This is a genomic window from Levilactobacillus spicheri DSM 15429, from assembly GCF_001435095.1.
Lineage (GTDB): Bacteria > Bacillota > Bacilli > Lactobacillales > Lactobacillaceae > Levilactobacillus > Levilactobacillus spicheri.
This window is the reverse complement of record NZ_AZFC01000015.1, coordinates 151302-168314: the sequence shown is the minus strand read 5'-3', so window position 1 is coordinate 168314 and position 17013 is coordinate 151302. Positions and strand designations below refer to the sequence as shown.

Sequence of the window (17013 nt, the reverse complement as noted above, 5' to 3'; positions counted from 1 at the left end):
ATTACGTATGCAATGACACGCATGACGTGCCTTACTTATCTGAAATTCTTTTTTGACTGTCGTGGGCCAAGCTCACATAAATTACGATCATAAACACTGTTCCGCCAATAATCGTCATGAGATTGTTGGGAATGGTGTGATCAGCAACCTTCCACGCCAATCCAATAAAGATAATCTGCAGAATCCACGAAAGAATCGACTGACTCGCAAATAACTTTCCAAATAATTTCATTGTCGACGTTCCTTTCCTTTAATGTTTAATCGTCATTTCTAGTAAACAGTCCCTAATGACAATCACCAATTCGTCCTTTTTACTTTAAGGCTTCAAACGCTGGCAATAACTCTTCAGCAACCGATTGCCGAATGTAAACTGGAATTTCATTGATTGGTGTTTGCGCACTAATCGTTTGACCCCCTGGCAACACGGCACCCGTCATGGCATCAACCCAACTATTCCCTGCTGGTAAGTAAACGTCTCGTTGTGCAGACTTTTCATGTAATACGGGAGCGACCAAAATCGAATCACCAAACAGGAATTCGTCTTCCACCGACCAGGCCGCTTCGTCTTGGCTGTAGTTATAGAAAAGTGGTCGAATGACTGGTGTGCCTTTTTCATGAGCCGCCTGCATTTGAACCCGGATATAGTCCTTGAGATTTTCACGCAACGTCATGTACTTCTTCATAATGCCATACGCTTGATCCCCGTACGCCCACGGTTCAGTAGGACCACCCGATGGCATCTTTCCACCACCAACCGAGCTAAGTGGAACGGTATGCGGTTCACGATCCCCATGCATTCGCATGACCGGACAGAATGTCGCAAATTCAAACCAACGCGTTACTAATTCCCGGAAGTTCTCATCATCGTCAACTCCCCCATGGAAACCACCAATATCGGTTGTCCACCAAGGAATGCCTGCAATTCCCATGTTGAGTCCAATTGCTAACTGGTTCCGCAAAGATTGAAAACTTGAATCAATATCACCCGACCAGACTAATGCGCCATACTTTTGACTGCCTGCCCAAGCACAACGAACCAAGTTAATCACGTTTTCCTTACCACTTGCCTTCTGGCCATCATAAATTGCCTTAGCATAGTCGACCGGATAGGTATTCCCAATTTGCAGATTAGTCCCGTTAGAATAACGATAATTATCAAAGTCGTAAACCGTGTATTCTGGTTCGGCTTCATCTAGCCAGAACAAATCAACACCCTTATCCTGGTAATTCTTCTTTAGTAATTGCCAAATATAGTTTTGAGCATCGGGGTTGGTGAAGTCGACAAAGCCGTTATTGCCCAGGAAGTTCATGGTAATCGGAACGCCTCGTTCGGTTTGAACCAAGTATCCCTTTTCGTCCATTTCTTGGTAGTGTGAACTGGTTTCATCGATGGTTGGCCATACGGATACCATCAGCTTGATACCCATGCCGTGCAGCTCTTTAATCATCTGATCTGGATTTGGCCAGTACTCTTCATCAAACGTGAATTCGCCGGACTTAGGCCAGTGGAAGTAATCAATCACAATCACGCTAATCGGTAAATGTCGCCGCTTAAACTCTCGTGCCGCTTCCAACAACTCTTCTTGCGTCCGGTAACGTAACTTGCATTGCCAGTAACCCATGGCAAAGTCCGGCATCATCGGTACTTTACCAGTGACCGCGGCGTATTGTTCTTCAATCTCACTCGGCTGGTCGCCACAAGTTACCCAATAATCTAGTTCCTTTGTCGATAATGCATGCCACTCCGTCATGTTCTTCGCAAAGTTGACATCCCCGATGGCGGGGTTGTTCCAAAGCAGACCGTACCCTTTACTGGAGAGCACAAAGGGCACACTTGCCTGCGAGTTTCGGTGAGCCAACTCCAATTTAGCATTCTTCAAGTTTAAAAAGTCTTGTTGGTACTGCCCCATCCCAAACAGTTTTTCATGCGGATCTGATTCAAACCTTGCTTTAAGTTCAAAGTCACCGCCTAAGATTGGTCTGAATTCGCGTGAATCAATGTTCAAGGCGCTGTTAAAATGTTGAACCGTCTCCTCATCAACGCCTGCAGACATGTCCCCAACTCGGTTCCGCTGGTAGCCCTTCAAGAGCAACTCACCTTTTTGGTTATAAAAGCTAAGATTCTTGAAAGCGTCAATTTTGGCAGTCAAATTACCATTGGTAATCGCTCCTTTACGCTTTCCATCGTCTACCGTCACAACCGCCTGCTGGGTCGCTACGGGTTCACTCAAGGCGTTATCCCGTCCTGTGTAGGTGGTGTATTTACTACTACGAACCCGAAAACTGTTTTTTCCCCAAGGCTTAACTTCTAATAATTCATGGCCGTTTCTCAAGTACAAACAATTATTGTCTTCATAAATCATCATGATCGCTCCTTTTTATGTATGACTTATTTTCCAAAAATGATGGGTTCCATCTGCATCATCAGTCTTCCGAAGGGTCGTCAAACCAATCGACGTTATTCTGATCAGTGATTCATTAGCATTTCTAGTAAGCGCTTACAACTACTAATGTTAGCGCTTTACAGACACGCTAAAAACTAATAAAATGAGCACAAAGGTCTCTATATCAAAAGTGAAGGTATCTATTATGAATAAAAAAGTATACAAATTTTCATTATACGATCCCGTCAAATTTTTTAAGGCCGGTCAATATTTCGCTGACGCTGGTTGGCGTCATAAAGACATTACGAACGACGGGGACTATGAGCTCTTTATTATGCTGTCTGGCGCCGCCTTTATCCAAATCGGAACGGTTCAGTACGCCCTTTCTGAACATGATTGCTTACTCATTCCACCATACATTCGCCATTTCGGATACCGCGATTCTCCCAACGGCACGGTCTATTATTGGATGCACTTTTTTCCCAACGGAACGGTAACCACGTCCTATACCGTTAACTTAGCGGGGAACGAAAACGAGGTAACCTTGCCGCAGCAATTTATTCCTAAGAATTTTGAACGCGTCGCCTTACTTATTCGTCAACTACTCGATAGTGCCAATGATAAAAGCTCCTCACAGTTGGCAACGAACTACTTTGTTTCCAGTATCCTAATTGAAGTCTCTCGTCAATTCATCGCGACCATTCATCCTGCCCCCAAGTCCTCCAGTCGTTTCGAATTAATCAAGAATTGGATTCGCATCCATAGCCATGAAAATCTCACTGTTGCCCAAATTGCTGCCGAATTTCAGATGACACCGGTCTATCTCACCCGACTCTTTAAGCTGTATGAGGGTGTCACGACGATTCACTTTATTAATTCAATCAAGATTAACCAGGCCCAGGAGTTACTACTCACGACCGACAAATCAGTCAAAACCGTGTCTCTCGAACTCGGTTTTCGTAATGAGAAGTACTTCCTTCGTGTCTTTAAAAATATGACGTCACTTACTCCGACCCAATTCAGAAACTCTTATGCTAAAACCTATTTGAATAACATCGAAGTTGATCCAACAATTCCTAAACCCTAATCTGTCACCTTACGACTACACCTTTGTATTTGCCCATGAGGAATCGAACGGGAAGGTTACTTGGTCAAAACAAAAAGGCATCCGATTGAAATCAATCGAATGTCTTTTCTGCACTTAACGAATTGCCCCGTGGTACGTGAAATCCCCGGACGTGGGGTCGGTCAGGTAGGCCCGGGCCTGTGCCAGGTCCTGCAGGACAGCGACCGCCGAATTGGCCAACATCACGTTGAACGTCTGGCCGTCCTTCAAGGTCTCGGCGTAGTAGGCGATGGGAATCTCCCGGCCGTACGCCATCCCCGTCTCCCAGATGGTCCCGGTGTCGTTATCGTCGACCACCGCCAGGACCAGCTTGGCGGCCTTCAGGTGGGCCGTATTGTCGTCAAAGACGGCTTGCCGGTCGGCATCCGTCGCGTCGGGCGTCAGGTCGATGCCGTCGAGTCGGGGCGAGTAGTAGCTGATTCCGAGCTCGTTCATCAGGTTCTCCAGGGCGGCTAAACGTTCCGGTTCGCCGGCCGTGAACCAAGGGCCCGCCAAGTAGACCTGGGGGTGTGTTGCGTGTACGCGTGTTGCCATGTGTGACCACTCTCCTCTTAGCTGATTAGGCTAAAGGATACGCCAAATCCGGCCGGAACGCCAGACTCATCTGAGAGGAGGTGGCCCTTGACGCCGGCACGCCCAGCATCGGCGCCCCTGCCGCTTGGGACCGCCGCGCCTTGACGTAGGTGTAGGTCACCGTCCGCGGGGCCGCCGTCAACCGACTGGTCCGTTGCCCCGTGGTTTGCTGGAGCCGGTAACCGGTAAACGTCTTGAGGGGCGGCGTCACGGCTTGGCCGACCAACCCCGTCCGGGTAACCGTGGCCAACGCCTTACCCTGCGCCGTCACGTAACGGGCGGTCAGTTGGCCCAGGTTCGTCACCGGTGGCACGGGCGCGGCGACCGCACCGCGCAGCACCGCCAAGGCCATGGTGACCGTCCCCGCCAGCGTCGTGCCCTGGCGCGTGGTGGTCAGGTAGCTGGCCAGCGGCGCGTTCAGCTGGGTTTGGACCCGTTGCGCGGTCTTAGCCGGATCGATGGCCGCCAGTTGCCGGACCGACTGGGTCGTGACGCCGTACCGCTCAACCAGCGGTTCGTACAGGTTCGGGACGGCCAGCCCGGTGAACGTCACCTCGCTGGCAAACATCTGGTCATACCGGGCCACCAGCGTCTTTTGCGCCACCGGTTGAACCTGGTAGACCGTGCCTAACCGAGGCCGTACCTGCGCCCGGTAGGCCTGCTGCAGGTCGCTAAACGACAAGGCCCCCGCCTGATAGCGGCTGACCCGACTCAACAGCCACGCGTTGAGGTAGCTCTGGGTCACCAGTTCCCGGCGTAACTGGGACGTGGTGGTCGTTTTCCCCATGGCCGTGGCTTGCTGGGTCACAAACGTAGCCAATAACTCACTGGTCGTGGCCGGCAGCGGCGTAGTCAGGACCCGCTGGAGCAGGCCATCGTCAATCGTGCTCGGCAGCCGCTCGCTCAGCTTGTCCATGGTCGCGGGCGTATTTAGCTGTTGCGTACTCAGCGTTTGCGGCCACTGTTCCAAAATCGGCCGCTGGGTGGTCGTGGTCGCCGTGGCCAGCGTCACGGTCGGCATCGCCCGGCGCTGAACTGCGGTGGTCGCCGCCCGGGCCGGCGCCAGTCCCCCGATTCCCAGCAGACCCACGCTCACCGTCATCAAGATTCGAATCCCCGTCCCCTTCATGATTCCGTCGCCTCCAAATTTTTTAGCTGTTAGTCATTCACATCCTGACTCGATGCTACCATCAACTGATTGTGCAGGGGCTATTGCGACTATTTGTAAATTAACTAACCTTTTAGCGGCCCTCAAAATGGCTCATTCAGCAAAATTTTGTCACACCCAAGCACCGTTGCCGGGATTCAGATGCCTGATGGCAATCAGGAGATTTCTGCCTGACTTCAGCGTATCATTCAGGGGAGTTGCATAGGAAGAGATGAGTTCATGCAACCCCAAGAACCGACTAAAAAGATGGTGTCCCTAACCATTGATAGCGCGTTGTCAGATCAAGCCCGCGCCATTCTAAGTACGATGGGGCTTACTCAAGCGTATCGTCGCTGACGGAGCGGTCCCCTTTGACGTTAAGTTGAGTGATGCCCAAAAGCCATGCTGGAAATTCAACGCATGGCACAGCAACTTCCTGTCGACGACCTGACGGACAAAGACGCCCTGAAAGCGTGGTTCGCTGATGACTCCCAAGACGATTGATACTAGTGGTACGATGCCGGTTTATAGCATCGACATCCCGAGCAGTTCCCCAACGCCCGGCCGTTGCGGTAGAATAGAGGCAACTTGACCGAAAGCGGGGGATCTCATGGCAAACTATATTCAAGAAATCCGGGCACTGGTGGGGCACAAACCCATCATTCTCAACGCCAGTGGCGGGATACTGCTCAACGATCGGCAACAGGTCCTGTTGAATCTCCGGACCGACACCCACAACTGGAGCCTACCGGGCGGCTACCTGGAGTACGGCGAAACGTTCGACCAGGCCTGCATCCGCGAGTACAAGGAAGACGCCGGCCTCGACGTCGCCATCGTGCAACCGCTGGGCCTTTTCGACCAGGGCTACACCACCTACCCCAACGGCGACCAGGCCCAGGTGATCTCGCGGCTTTACCTGGTGCGCCCCACTGGCGGCCATCAGCTGGACCACGCGACCGACGAGACGCTGGATCTCCAGTACTTCTCGTTCGACGACCTGCCACCCCTGTTGAATCAGCAGACGGCCGACATGTTGGCGGCCGGTCGGCGGTACTGCCAGGAACATCTCGATTAAACCGCAAAGAAGCGACCCGCACAGATTGGCGGATCGCTTCTTTTTTTATTATAGTGTTGGAAAACCGAGAACGGTGGTCGCAAAAGTTTGCCGATTCGCCCGGTACACGCCCGTTTGCAGGTCGCGTCCGCCCTGCCGGTGGTAAAAGGCCAGGGCCACCTGGTTGGTCGCCAGACAGTCGAGCGTCACGGCCGTCCCCAACGCGCGGCGTTTCGCGGTCAACAGGCGCCAACCCACTCCCTGGTGCTGACAAGTGGGCGCTACGTAGAGGCCATAGACCTCGCCCGGATACCGGGACGCCAGCGCGGAATGACTCCGCTGAGCCCCACCCGCCACGAACCCCACGACCTGGTCAGCCACCAGGGCGACCAAGACGTGGTCCTGGCGGTACAGCCGGGCCCATTGTTGCCGGCGAAACGCCTCATCGCGCTGGGCCAAACTGGCCGCCGGTAATTTTCCCCGATAGGTCTGCCGCCAACTGGCCGCGTGGACGCGGGCGATGGCCGCCACGTCCGCCGCGGTGGCCGGTCGAATGTCTAGCATGTCCCCACCTCCTACAAGTGTTTGTTTCACGTGAAACACCCCTACCGTTCGAGGTCCAAGACCGCATTGAAGACAGCCTGGGGCAACTCAATCTCGCTGTGGCTGGCCTGGCGCTTGTTCTTGCTTTGGCGGCGCAACAGGGCCTGCTTCTTGGAGGTACTGCGCTGCTCGCCATTCACCGCGGCGTTCTTGCGCAGTGGCGGGACGTCCACCCTGGCGACCGCCTTGCCCTCGACCACGGCCTGGACCGGCATCGGGTACAGCTTGCGTGGAATCACGGTTTTCAGCTGGTGGACCAAGGCCTGGGTGACCCGCGCGACATCCTGGCGGTGCACCACGAAGGATAAGGCGTCCACCCGGGCGTAGTTGACGTGCACCTCGATCTTCACCACGTCGGCCGGCGCGTATCCCGCCAACTCGGTGGTCAGCGTGGCGTACCCGTGGGAGACCGACTTCAGGGTGTTAAAGAAGTCGTAGGCGATCTCCGAAAACGGTAGTTGGTAGGTCAAAACGATCAGGTCACCCTGATTCGCCATGTCTTCCAACGTCCCCTGGTGTTGTTCGGCCAGCTTCATCACCGCACTCAATGTGTCGCTGGTGGTGGTGATGGTCGCTTGGGCCAGCGGTTCCTCGACCCACTCGATCTGTGAAAAGTCGGGGAACTTGATGGGGTTGTCGACCACCACTGGGTCCGTCTCGCGGGCCACGTGGACCCGGTACGTCACGTTCGGCGCCGTCGTCAGCACGTCCAGGCCGTACTCGTCGTGGAGCCGTTCCCGAATGATCTGCAGGTGAAAGATTCCGAGGAACCCGCAGCGAAACCCGGGGCCTAACGCGTCCGAGGTCTCCGCGCGGTAATGGAACGACGAGTCGTTCAGCGCCAGCTTTTCTACGGCCAGCTGGAGGTCCCGGTAGTGGTCCCCCTGCGGGTAGAAGCCCGCGTAGACCACCGATTGGGCCGGCTGGTACCCCGGCAGCGCGGTCGCCGTGGGGGTGGTCGCACTGGTCAGGGTATCGCCAACGCGCAACGCGTGCGGATCCTTGAATCCGGTGATCACGTACCCGACCTCGCCGACCCCCAAGCGGGCCGTGGCCGTGCGGTTGGGTGCCAACACACCGATCTCCTTTGCCGTGAGCGCTTGGTTGTGGGCCATCAGGCGTAAGGGTTCCTGCGCGGTCAACTGACCGTCGACGACCCGGACCGCCGCGATGATGCCCTTGAAGGCATCGTACTGGGAGTCAAAGACCAGGGCCTTGAGCGGGGCCGTGGCCCGACCACTGGGCGCCGGAATGGTGGTGCGAATGGCCTCCATCACGGCGTGCACCCCCAACCCGGTCTTAGCCGAGATGCGATAAATGGTGGCCGTGGCAAGGTCGCCGCCCAAGGCACGGATCTGCTGGGTCGTCCGGTCGACGTCCGCGGCGGCCGCATCGATCTTGTTGATGACCGGGATCACCACGAGTTGGTTCTCCCGGGCCAGGCGCAGGTTCGCGACCGTCTGGGCCTGCACCCCCTGGGTCGCGTCGACCAAGAGGATGGCGCCGTCACTGGCGGCCAGGCTCTTCGAGACCTCATAGGTGAAATCGACGTGGCCGGGGGTGTCAATGAGGTTGTACTCGTACTCTTGGCCGTCCTCGGCCTGGTAAAAGTTCCGCACGGTGCGGGACTTGACCGTCACACCGTGGGCCCGTTCGACGGCCAGGTCGTCGAGGAGCTGGTCTTGGCGCTCCCGCTGGCTCACGGTCGCCGTCTGCTCCATGATGCGGTCGGCCAGCGTGGACTTGCCGTGATCGATGTGGGCGATGATGGCAAAGTTACGGATATTACTGGGTTGCATGCGAGTCCTCCTTGAATAATTGGGTGAGATAACTACCGAATAGCTGACACGACTCCCGTTCCAGGTCGACCTGGAAGTCCGGAAAGTCCACCGTCAGCGGGTGTTGGTTGAATTCATCCAGTCCCGCCAGGTTCATCAGACCACTGATGACGGCGCTTTGCACGATGAATAGGTGACTGGCCGTGTGGGCCGTGAGCCCGAGAACCTTGGCCGCGATCGTCGCCCCCAGCGTGTGGCTGGTCGCGTAGAGGGCCTGCCGTTCGGCCAGCGTCTGGGCCTGGTCTGCCCGGGCTTCGAGGACCGGTCCCCGTAAGGCGTTCAACCGCACCAACGTCCCGTGTTGCCGAATCAGCTGGGTGGTCTCGCGCAGTAGTTCCGCGGTCAGCGCGGCCGGCGTCAGGCGCGGCCCCTGGGCGAACTGGCGGGTCAGCTGGTCGAAGTAGGTCCGGTAGCCCGTCAGCAAGAGGGTCATGAAGATATTTTCCTTGGTCTCGTAGTAGTTGAAGAGCGTCCCCTTCGCCACCCCAGCGCGCTCGGCGATCATCGCCATTGAAATGTCGTTGAACCCGTGGTGTTCGAAGAGTTGCCAGGCCGCCGCGGCAATCTGATCCGCCTTGGCCCGCTTCTGGGCGTCCGTTTTGATATTGGCCATGCGCAGCACCTCCGTTTTAAAATTGACCATTAGTCATTTTTGGATAGACGTAGTTTACGCCACCCAGCGCTCACTTGTCAATTAATTCATCAAATTCGCTCATCGACTTTCCCCGGTTTAGCGTATAATAAACCTGTGTTAACTGTTGAAACCGTGCCTCGTCTGCGCACCCAACAGGTGGGATGGTGTTTCCCCCACACAATTTGCCAGTCAATTCATTCTGTAAAGGAGCTTCGTTATGCAAACCTGTCCCAATTGTCACCAACCCATCACGCCCGGCAGCCGGTTCTGTGAGCACTGCGGGTTCGACCTCGAATCCGCGCCCGCTAAGCCAGCAGCCCGGCGACAAGCCGCCGGTCAGCACCCCAAGGCTAAGCGGCCCAAGAGCTGGCTCACCCGGCTCATCTGGGGCGTGCTGACCGTCGCCGTTTTGGTGGTCATTTTCCTCGGCGTCGGCTTCTACCACCGCCAGGCCGGCAAGCCCAAGCAGATCACGCTGATCACCGACAATATCACGGCCAACCAGAGCACCGACCTGGCCAAGAAACTGGTCAGCGACGACCCCAGCCTCAAGATCACCAGCGACACCGTGCAGCCCTTCCTGGACTACACCCGCAAGCATCCCCAGTACGTCAAGAACATGCGCAGCGACCTGTTAAACTCCGGCGAGACCCGCGACCACACCTTTAAGCTGGTCACCAGCGGGCACACGCTGGGCGTCCTGCCAGTGTACAAACTACAGGTGGCCACCATGCATCCCCGCCTGAGCACCAACGTGGCCAACGCGACCATCATGGCCAACAAGACGGCCGTGATCACCGCCAAGAACGACCACTTCACCTACACCGCCGGGCCGCTGTTCCCCGGGCACTACACCTTCAAGCTCTCCGGCAGCCGCAGTCAGGCTTCACAAACCGCCAACCTGATTGGCAGCCAAGACCGCAACCAGGCCATCGACTTGTCGGCCAAGGCGGCGAAGGCCACCAAGGAAACCACGACCAAGCAGACGACTGCCGATAGCGGCAGTGGCGAGACGCCAACGCCGGACGACCGGCCCACCACGACCAAGACGGGCAAGGCCGAAAGCGACATGTCCAGTGACGCCCAGGTCGCCATCGACGCGGCCAGTGATGAATACGGGTTCGACACCGACGACGAGACCTACACGGTATCCGAGCCCCACCCGCAGGTCCTGGAGATCAAGACCTACGACGCGGACAGCGGCCGCCACGACGACACCTTCCGCTACGATCAGGTCCACAGCATCGTCAGCGTCTACAATTCTTCGACCGGCAAGTTCGAGACGAACGATGATGATGATTAAGTAGTCGGGTTCAGCGCTTCCGGGCCGGTCGAAAATCGACTTAGCCCGGAAACTGCTTGACCACTGAATTGTACCCAACGTCCCGTAGCCCACGTCCAACTGGCCAGTCAATCGGGGTGCGTTGGTCAACCGCCAGCGCGTGACTTCGGTTCCACGAGGTGCTGGCCCACGTTACCCTCGACCACCACGTTAAGGGCGCTTCACCACTCACGTGAGCTGGAGGGCCGGTCGAAAAATGGTTCAGGGGTGAAATTTGTCTTAGTCGGCGTTTTTCAGCCGGCTTAGACAAAGGTCGGTCTGGGAGACCTGGGTTCCGGGCTCCCAGCCGTGCCCACCCCGTTCCAGCCTAATTTTTCGACCGGCCCGGAAGCGCCTGAAACGATCAGTTTCTCCAATCAATAACCCTATAAAAAAGGATGGTAAATACATATGAAACAAACCATTAGTCGTATCTGTTCCCAATGCGGGTACCAGAACGCCGGCGACGCAAACTTCTGCCTGAAGTGTGGCGCCAAGCTCTCCGCCGCCGACGATTACATCATGGTCCCTCACAGCAGTGACCTGTCGTTTCCCCTGACCGGCCTCGAGCTGACCGACGACGAGATCGCCCAGACCAAACGGTTCCTGATCACCCAAGACACCACATTACCGGCGGGCTACCGCAGCGCCGGTCTGGTCTTCGCCGAAAGCGCCGTTGCCCCGCAGGCCGGTCAGAAGGCCGCCTGGGAGGACCTGATGAAGCACCTGTTCGCCCTGCTGCTCGCCAAGCACTACGATGGCTGCTACCACATCACGCTGCAGCCCCAATCGACGAACCCCAGTCAATTCTGTCTTTACGGTGAGGCCATTGTCGCCGCACCCCACGCTTAATCTACATAGGAGGCTTCATCCATGTCAATGACTCACTTCGCTGCGCCCGCCGACGACCACGATGGCCAGCAACCCCGTTTCTGTCCCCACTGCGGCCACCCGGTCGATCCGGCCGATACCTTTTGTCAAAACTGTGGGTATAACCTGGTCACGGATCAGGCCACGGCACCGGATCACTCGGCCGTCACACCCCCGACGACGCCTAACCAGCCCACGCCCCAACCCCGGCGGCAGCGCCTCACGAAGAAGCAGAAAACCCGCTGGTGGCTGGGCGGCCTGGTCGCCGTCATTTTAATCGGCCTCGTCGTGTGGGGTGGCCAATACTACTCGCGCACGGAGACGCTGAACCGGATCACCGCGGACATCCAGAGCGGCAAACACCTGACCCGCGACTTTACCACCAGCAGCACCGACCTCAAGCTGAGCGCCAGTAAGCTGGCCCCGGTCAACCGCTACTACCGTGACCACGCCCAGGCCCTAAGCGACCTGAAGCAGCAGCTCGCCGCGGGCGGTCGCAGCACCGACGGCACCTTTGCCTACCGGTCGACCGGCCGGCACTGGTTGCTCTTCCCCAAGTACCAGATCAGCGTGAGCCCCGTCTACCCCACGGTCACGACCAACCACGCCAAGACCGTGATCACCCTCGACCAAAAGACGGTCGCCACGGCCAGCAGCGACAGCTACACCAAGAAGCTGGGCGCCCTGGTGCCCGGGGAGTACCACCTGCAGGCCAGCGGTAAGGTCGGCGGCCACCAGCTGACCAACAGCAGTGACTACCATATCACCAGCGACAAGACCTACGACCTGGAGCTTAAGACCGTGTCGGTCACCTTCAACACGGTCCCGGCCTCGACCATCACCCTGAACGGCAAGAAGATCGGATCCGCCGATTCCAGCGGGACCTTCGCCTTGAAGAACGAACCGTGGTCGGCCAACATGAACATCCAGGCGACGTACAGCTCGACGGCCGGGACCGCCAAGAGTAACAGCGTGCTGCTCGATAAAAACGCCGACGGGACGTCCGTCGACCTGAACTACCCGGGAGTCATCGACCAGAGTGACGCCGACGACTTCTTCAGCAACCTGTTCTCTTCCGTGCAGGACGTTGCGAACGGCACCGACGATGACAATGACGACGCGCTGGACAGTTTCTTCCAGAACGGCAGCGGCAACACCGAGTACCAGCAGTTGAAATCGATGGCCGATGGCTACTATAAGGACGACGACATCGACTACACCGACATGACCACGACCATCAAGGACATCAAGCCGGGACCCAACCGGACCAGCCTGGTCGCCTACACCGTCAAGTACGACTTCACCCTCGACGATTACGACTACGACCACATCCAAACGTTCCAGTACACGGCGACCGTCAAGGACACCAGCCGGGACAGTTCGGCCGATCAGAACAACCAGATCATCAAGATCTCGCCGGCCCAAAAGATCAACGATTACCACGACGACAACGATTAGGAGGCAACTTTCATGAACGATGACACACCCAAATTCTGTCCGCACTGCGGACAACCCTTAGCACCCGGTGCTAAATTCTGTACCAGTTGTGGGTACCAGCTAAAGACGGCGACCGATGCGGCCGACACCCCCGACGCCGCCAACGACACCCAGTCCGCACCGCAGGACCAGCTCCAACCGACCCCGGAATCGACCGGTGCCCGGGCCAAGCGCTTCTTCGGCAACGTCTTTGCCTGGTGGCTCGCCACCATCAAACACCCGGCCCAACCGGATCTCCAGACGCCCGTTTTGTTCGGCTACCTGGCGCTGGTCTTAGAGGCCCTGTTCCCAACGCTGATTGTGGCCGTGCTGGCGCATAAAGCGACCAACGCAGCCAACCAGGCGGCGAACCTGGCCATCAACCTGAACGGGATCATCTGGCGGCTGTGCCTGACGATCTTCGTGGTAGTCTTACTGGCCCTGTTCATCTACGTGGGCATCGGGTTCGGCATCCGGCGTATCAACGACCCGGCGACCACGTTCTCCAGCTACCTGATCCGGTTTACCAGTCTGACGAACCTGGTCATCGGCTTCGGCCTGCTGGGACTCCTCATCAGCTTCTTCCTGCACGTCGACTTCAATGGCGGCTACGGCGAGGTGGGCATTCTGATCCTCTTGCTGGGGTTAACCAGCCTGGTCACCACCGTTGGCTACCTCTACAGCCTGGTGGTCGACGTGGCCCAGCCGCGTTTGGACGCCTTTTACCTGCTTCTGATCGGGGAAATCGCCCTGGCAATCGGCCTGGCCATTTACGGTGGCCTGGTCGGCGGCTTGATCGGTCAGGCGCTCAGCAACACCTTCGCTCAAATTGGTGATAGCTTCTCCGCTGGCTGGTAATTAGCCCTGAGAGAGTGGGACAAAAGCATTAACGGCGTCAGGCGGAACCAGCTGCCTTTTGGTGCACGTTTCGGCACCAGACGTTCGGAGAATAAAGTGCTTGAGAATACCGACGTCATCCCGAACGTATCCAGCTAACCGCTGGCGGGCACCCGCACCCATTTCGTGGTATTCTAGAAGGTAACTTTGACGCACAGGAGGCTCTTCGAATGAGCTTAATTTATATCAAACGGGCGACGCAGGCTGCGCTGCCCACCATCATGCAGATTATCGACCACGCCAAGGCCCAGCTTAAGGCCGATGGCAGTCCCCAGTGGCAGGACGGGTATCCGGACGCCGCGACGTTGACCCAGGACATCTCGACGCAACAATGCTGGCTCCTGATGGTCGACGGCCAGATTGCCGGCACGGCGACCATGATCATCGGTAACGACGCCAACTACCGCGAGATTTTAAACGGTGACTGGCAAAACACCAGCGACCCGTACGCCACGGTCCACCGCATCGCGATTGGCGCCGGCTTCGGCGGCCAGCACCTCAGCCACTTTTTCTTCTCGAACCTGATCAGCCAGGCCTACCGTGACGGCATCCGTAATTTCCGGATCGACACGCACGACCTGAACAAGCGGATGCAGGCCGTGGTGACCGGCCTGGGCTACCAGTACCGGGGTAAGATCTACGTCGACGAACCGGCCGAGAACCACGAGGACAACGCGCGGCGGGCGTATGAATTGAATCTGTAAGCCACAAAAGGAGCAGGTAACCGCGAAGTGACGGTGACCTGCTCCTTTTTTAGACTTAAAGGTACTGATTCACGCTTTGCTGCTGGGCCGCATCGGGGTAAAACTTGGTCAACGGCCGACCATTGCCGCGGTAGACCACCCGCGACTTTAGATAGCCAATCTCGACCAAGAAGTCAAGATACTTCTTGGTCGACACCCGTGATAAACCGGTTTGGTCAGCCACGTCCTGATTAGAAAAATCTGTGACTAAGGTCTTCACTGTGGCCAAGATGCGCTGCAAGGATAATTTGGCCAGGCCCTTCGGTAATTCCGTTGGCCGGTCATCAACCTCACCAGTAGCCTCTCCCAAGAACAAGCTATCCAGGTCCTGTTGGGACACCGTCGACTGCTGGTCGACCGCCATGACCCGTGTGAATTTGGCCAGAGCCTGTTCAAACCGTTCAAACGTGAAGGGCTTGATGAGAAAGTCCAGCACTCCATAGTTAACGGCATCCCGGAGTGTTTGTTGATCATTAGCCGCGGTCATCATGATGACCTGCGGATGTAAGCCCCGTTGCGTTAGCACCGCCAGAAAATCGGTGCCGCTCATCTTCGGTAGGTACATGTCCAACAACACGAGGTCATAGGTGGGCAACTCTGGTAGGTCACTGGCCATTACCGCACTTTCACATTCCGTAATCTGGGCCGCTTTGAGGGCCGGAATCCGCTCCAAAAAGCGGTGATTAATCAATCGAACCATCGGATCATCTTCAATGATGAGTATCTTCATCTTGCGTTCCCCCCGCTGTTAAGTTTACCATGACGGTCATTTTAGTCCCGTGCGGGTCACAGTCCTGAACGGTCAACGTGCCGGACAAGGTCCTGACCGCTGCTGTAATCAGGCCCATCCCATATCCTCGATGGCTGCCCTTGGTCGAGTAACCCTGTTGGAACATCTGTTGCCGGACTTCCGGCGCGATTCCTGACCCATTATCCGTCACCACAATGGTCAATCGTTGCGCATCCGCCGTAGTTTGTAAGGTTAAAGTGACCGTACCATCCGCTACCGACTGACAAGCGCTCAGCGCATTATCCAGTAAATTGCTGACGATTCGCAGCACCAGAATTTCGACGTCGTTGGTCATCGTGACCTGGGGAACCGCTGATGCCTCGTCCACCAGCAAGGTCACCCGTTGTTCCTTAGCTTCTTTACTCTTTCCCAGAATGAGGCCAACCATCGCCGGCCACTTAATGTGGTCAGACACATGGCCCACTTCCTGATGGTATGTCTGGGTAATCTGCTGAATAAAGCTCAATGCTCGGGGATATTCTTCCAGTTCTAAAAGACCATTGATGACTTGTAACTGGTTCATAAACTCGTGAGTCTGGGCGCGTAACGATGAGATGTAGTGCTCCGTGCCCGAGAGCTTGTCGACTAACCCGGCAATCTCGGACATATCTCGAATCAAAGCCACCTGACCAATGTGTCGATGTCGGACCGTCAACTGATTGATGGTTACCAAGAGCTGTTTTTCTTGATAATCGACCTCACCACCGCTTGTCGTGCCAGCCGATGGTGTAAAGAGTAACGCCTGTAGATACGGTGATAGCGTCATTCCAGTTGGTAGTGACGTGCGAAAAAGACGTTCGGCAGCTTGATTAGCAGCTAAGATTTGGCCCCGTTGGTTAATGGCAATGATACCTTCGGGCAACGAATCATCAATTAACGCTTGGCGGGTCGTCTTTTCCGCAATCTCGCGGGGCGTCATCCCCAAAAGAAGATAACGCAAATACAAACTCAGCCCTAAAGCCAAGAACGCCCCCACAATCAAGCCGATGATGCCTCCCACTAAGATGGGTTTCGTTTGACGCCGTAGTTGATCGTCCAGATTACGTTGCGTGATTCCCACGCAAACGACCCCAATCACGGTTCCCCGGTCGTTTCGAACCGGATAGAAAACCCGGTATTCTGGGCCCAATACCCCCGCTTTTTGTGAGTAGTGGGTATGTCCCTGTAAAGCGGGCTGGGGATCCTTGGACGAACTAAACGGTTTACCAACCTCATCGCTGTTGGGATGGGATAACCGAATCGTGCGGCGATTCAGGACCACGATAAAGTCGGTCTGTTCGTGGCGGTTCAGCCGCTTGACGTAGGCCTGTAAATTTTCCGTAGATCCCTGATTCGACTGGGTAATGACTCGCTTGACCGTTGCCAGCCTAGCCGTCGACTTGGCCACCCGTAAAATTTGTTGTTGTGTACTCTTGCGCCCCGCCTCGACCGTATCGTGCCGAATCAACAGCGCCGTGGTACCAACGGAGGCGCCAATCGCAAGCGTCATCACGACCAGGACGACGACCCAAAAGGGCAAGCGGCGTTTAAACTGCTGCATCTTTCCATCCCCTTACA

Annotated in this window: 16 protein-coding genes; 7 read left to right on the top strand and 9 right to left on the bottom strand. The window is 56.3% G+C overall.

What is annotated here, in order from left to right; all coding sequences use genetic code 11:
* Positions 1-31 precede the first annotated feature (31 nt).
* The gene (locus tag FD37_RS04635) at positions 32-232 is read right to left on the bottom strand and encodes a hypothetical protein (RefSeq protein ID WP_056963802.1); all 201 of its coding nucleotides are present in this window, start codon (positions 230-232) and stop codon (positions 32-34) included.
* Between the two features lie 79 nt (positions 233-311).
* The gene (locus tag FD37_RS04630) at positions 312-2363 is read right to left on the bottom strand and encodes a glycoside hydrolase family 31 protein (protein ID WP_056963800.1); all 2052 of its coding nucleotides are present in this window, start codon (positions 2361-2363) and stop codon (positions 312-314) included.
* A gap of 226 nt (positions 2364-2589) precedes the next feature.
* Between FD37_RS04630 and FD37_RS04625 the strand changes: the two genes are divergently transcribed.
* A complete protein-coding gene (locus FD37_RS04625; protein WP_056963798.1) occupies positions 2590-3471 on the top strand; it encodes a helix-turn-helix domain-containing protein in 882 nt (293 codons plus the stop codon).
* Between the two features lie 114 nt (positions 3472-3585).
* Here the strand turns inward: FD37_RS04625 and FD37_RS04620 are convergent, their stop codons facing one another.
* Together FD37_RS04620 and FD37_RS04615 are read right to left on the bottom strand one after the other, a co-directional pair.
* Positions 3586-4044, bottom strand: a complete 459-nt coding sequence (locus FD37_RS04620; protein ID WP_045807627.1) for a nucleoside 2-deoxyribosyltransferase — start codon at positions 4042-4044, stop codon at positions 3586-3588.
* 25 nt (positions 4045-4069) lie between these two features.
* Complete coding sequence (locus FD37_RS04615; RefSeq protein WP_056963796.1) at positions 4070-5212, bottom strand: MucBP domain-containing protein; 1143 nt, start codon at positions 5210-5212, stop codon at positions 4070-4072.
* Between the two features lie 628 nt (positions 5213-5840).
* On the opposite strand from FD37_RS04615, the gene FD37_RS04610 reads away from it, so the two are divergent.
* Entirely contained in the window at positions 5841-6305 is a 465-nt protein-coding gene (locus FD37_RS04610; RefSeq protein ID WP_056963794.1) for an NUDIX hydrolase, read from the top strand.
* A gap of 48 nt (positions 6306-6353) precedes the next feature.
* On the opposite strand, the gene FD37_RS04605 is transcribed toward FD37_RS04610, so the two are convergent.
* Genes FD37_RS04605 through FD37_RS04595 form a run of 3 tightly spaced genes read right to left on the bottom strand, consistent with a single transcriptional unit; the run spans position 6354 to position 9338 of the window.
* A complete protein-coding gene (locus FD37_RS04605) occupies positions 6354-6848 on the bottom strand; it encodes a GNAT family N-acetyltransferase (RefSeq protein ID WP_056963791.1) in 495 nt (164 codons plus the stop codon).
* A 41-nt stretch (positions 6849-6889) separates the two neighbouring features.
* Positions 6890-8686, bottom strand: coding sequence for a translation elongation factor 4 (gene lepA / locus FD37_RS04600; protein ID WP_056963790.1), 1797 nt, complete (start codon positions 8684-8686; stop codon positions 6890-6892).
* Positions 8673-9338, bottom strand: coding sequence for a TetR/AcrR family transcriptional regulator (locus FD37_RS04595; RefSeq protein ID WP_056963788.1), 666 nt, complete (start codon positions 9336-9338; stop codon positions 8673-8675). Before FD37_RS04595 ends, lepA begins: the two co-directional genes overlap by 14 nt.
* Before the next feature lie 238 nt (positions 9339-9576).
* Between FD37_RS04595 and FD37_RS04590 the strand changes: the two genes are divergently transcribed.
* The 5 genes from FD37_RS04590 to FD37_RS04570 all read left to right on the top strand — a co-directional run bounded on the left by FD37_RS04590 (position 9577) and on the right by FD37_RS04570 (position 14627).
* Positions 9577-10662 carry a TcaA second domain-containing protein gene (locus FD37_RS04590; RefSeq protein WP_056963786.1) on the top strand — a complete coding sequence of 362 codons (1086 nt, stop codon included), beginning with the start codon at positions 9577-9579 and terminating at the stop codon, positions 10660-10662.
* A 429-nt stretch (positions 10663-11091) separates the two neighbouring features.
* Positions 11092-11532, top strand: a complete 441-nt coding sequence (locus tag FD37_RS04585) for a zinc ribbon domain-containing protein (RefSeq protein ID WP_052957223.1) — start codon at positions 11092-11094, stop codon at positions 11530-11532.
* Positions 11533-11553: 21 nt separating this feature from the next.
* The gene (locus FD37_RS04580; RefSeq protein WP_056963784.1) at positions 11554-13008 is read left to right on the top strand and encodes a zinc ribbon domain-containing protein; all 1455 of its coding nucleotides are present in this window, start codon (positions 11554-11556) and stop codon (positions 13006-13008) included.
* Between the two features lie 12 nt (positions 13009-13020).
* The gene (locus tag FD37_RS04575; protein ID WP_056963782.1) at positions 13021-13884 is read left to right on the top strand and encodes a zinc ribbon domain-containing protein; all 864 of its coding nucleotides are present in this window, start codon (positions 13021-13023) and stop codon (positions 13882-13884) included.
* Positions 13885-14093: 209 nt separating this feature from the next.
* Entirely contained in the window at positions 14094-14627 is a 534-nt protein-coding gene (locus FD37_RS04570) for a GNAT family N-acetyltransferase (protein ID WP_056963780.1), read from the top strand.
* A gap of 55 nt (positions 14628-14682) precedes the next feature.
* On the opposite strand, the gene FD37_RS04565 is transcribed toward FD37_RS04570, so the two are convergent.
* Both FD37_RS04565 and FD37_RS04560 read right to left on the bottom strand, forming a co-directional pair.
* Complete coding sequence (locus FD37_RS04565; RefSeq protein WP_056963778.1) at positions 14683-15396, bottom strand: response regulator; 714 nt, start codon at positions 15394-15396, stop codon at positions 14683-14685.
* On the bottom strand, positions 15377-16996 hold the full coding sequence (locus tag FD37_RS04560; protein WP_056963777.1) for an ATP-binding protein: 1620 nt from the start codon (positions 16994-16996) through the stop codon (positions 15377-15379). Before FD37_RS04560 ends, FD37_RS04565 begins: the two co-directional genes overlap by 20 nt.
* Between the last annotated feature and the right edge of the window lie 17 nt (positions 16997-17013).

Excerpts from the sequence above, each read along its gene's own strand:
- FD37_RS04605 (WP_056963791.1), bottom strand. The coding sequence starts at position 6,848 with ATGCTAGACATTCGACCGGCCACCGCGGCGGACGTGGCGGCCATCGCC.
- FD37_RS04610 (WP_056963794.1), top strand. The coding sequence starts at position 5,841 with ATGGCAAACTATATTCAAGAAATCCGGGCACTGGTGGGGCACAAACCC.
- FD37_RS04595 (WP_056963788.1), bottom strand. The coding sequence starts at position 9,338 with ATGGCCAATATCAAAACGGACGCCCAGAAGCGGGCCAAGGCGGATCAG.
- lepA (WP_056963790.1), bottom strand. The coding sequence starts at position 8,686 with ATGCAACCCAGTAATATCCGTAACTTTGCCATCATCGCCCACATCGAT.
- FD37_RS04585 (WP_052957223.1), top strand. The coding sequence starts at position 11,092 with ATGAAACAAACCATTAGTCGTATCTGTTCCCAATGCGGGTACCAGAAC.
- FD37_RS04620 (WP_045807627.1), bottom strand. The coding sequence starts at position 4,044 with ATGGCAACACGCGTACACGCAACACACCCCCAGGTCTACTTGGCGGGC.
- FD37_RS04560 (WP_056963777.1), bottom strand. The coding sequence starts at position 16,996 with ATGCAGCAGTTTAAACGCCGCTTGCCCTTTTGGGTCGTCGTCCTGGTC.
- FD37_RS04580 (WP_056963784.1), top strand. The coding sequence starts at position 11,554 with ATGTCAATGACTCACTTCGCTGCGCCCGCCGACGACCACGATGGCCAG.
- FD37_RS04635 (WP_056963802.1), bottom strand. The coding sequence starts at position 232 with ATGAAATTATTTGGAAAGTTATTTGCGAGTCAGTCGATTCTTTCGTGG.
- FD37_RS04590 (WP_056963786.1), top strand. The coding sequence starts at position 9,577 with ATGCAAACCTGTCCCAATTGTCACCAACCCATCACGCCCGGCAGCCGG.
- FD37_RS04575 (WP_056963782.1), top strand. The coding sequence starts at position 13,021 with ATGAACGATGACACACCCAAATTCTGTCCGCACTGCGGACAACCCTTA.
- FD37_RS04630 (WP_056963800.1), bottom strand. The coding sequence starts at position 2,363 with ATGATTTATGAAGACAATAATTGTTTGTACTTGAGAAACGGCCATGAA.
- FD37_RS04570 (WP_056963780.1), top strand. The coding sequence starts at position 14,094 with ATGAGCTTAATTTATATCAAACGGGCGACGCAGGCTGCGCTGCCCACC.
- FD37_RS04625 (WP_056963798.1), top strand. The coding sequence starts at position 2,590 with ATGAATAAAAAAGTATACAAATTTTCATTATACGATCCCGTCAAATTT.
- FD37_RS04615 (WP_056963796.1), bottom strand. The coding sequence starts at position 5,212 with ATGAAGGGGACGGGGATTCGAATCTTGATGACGGTGAGCGTGGGTCTG.
- FD37_RS04565 (WP_056963778.1), bottom strand. The coding sequence starts at position 15,396 with ATGAAGATACTCATCATTGAAGATGATCCGATGGTTCGATTGATTAAT.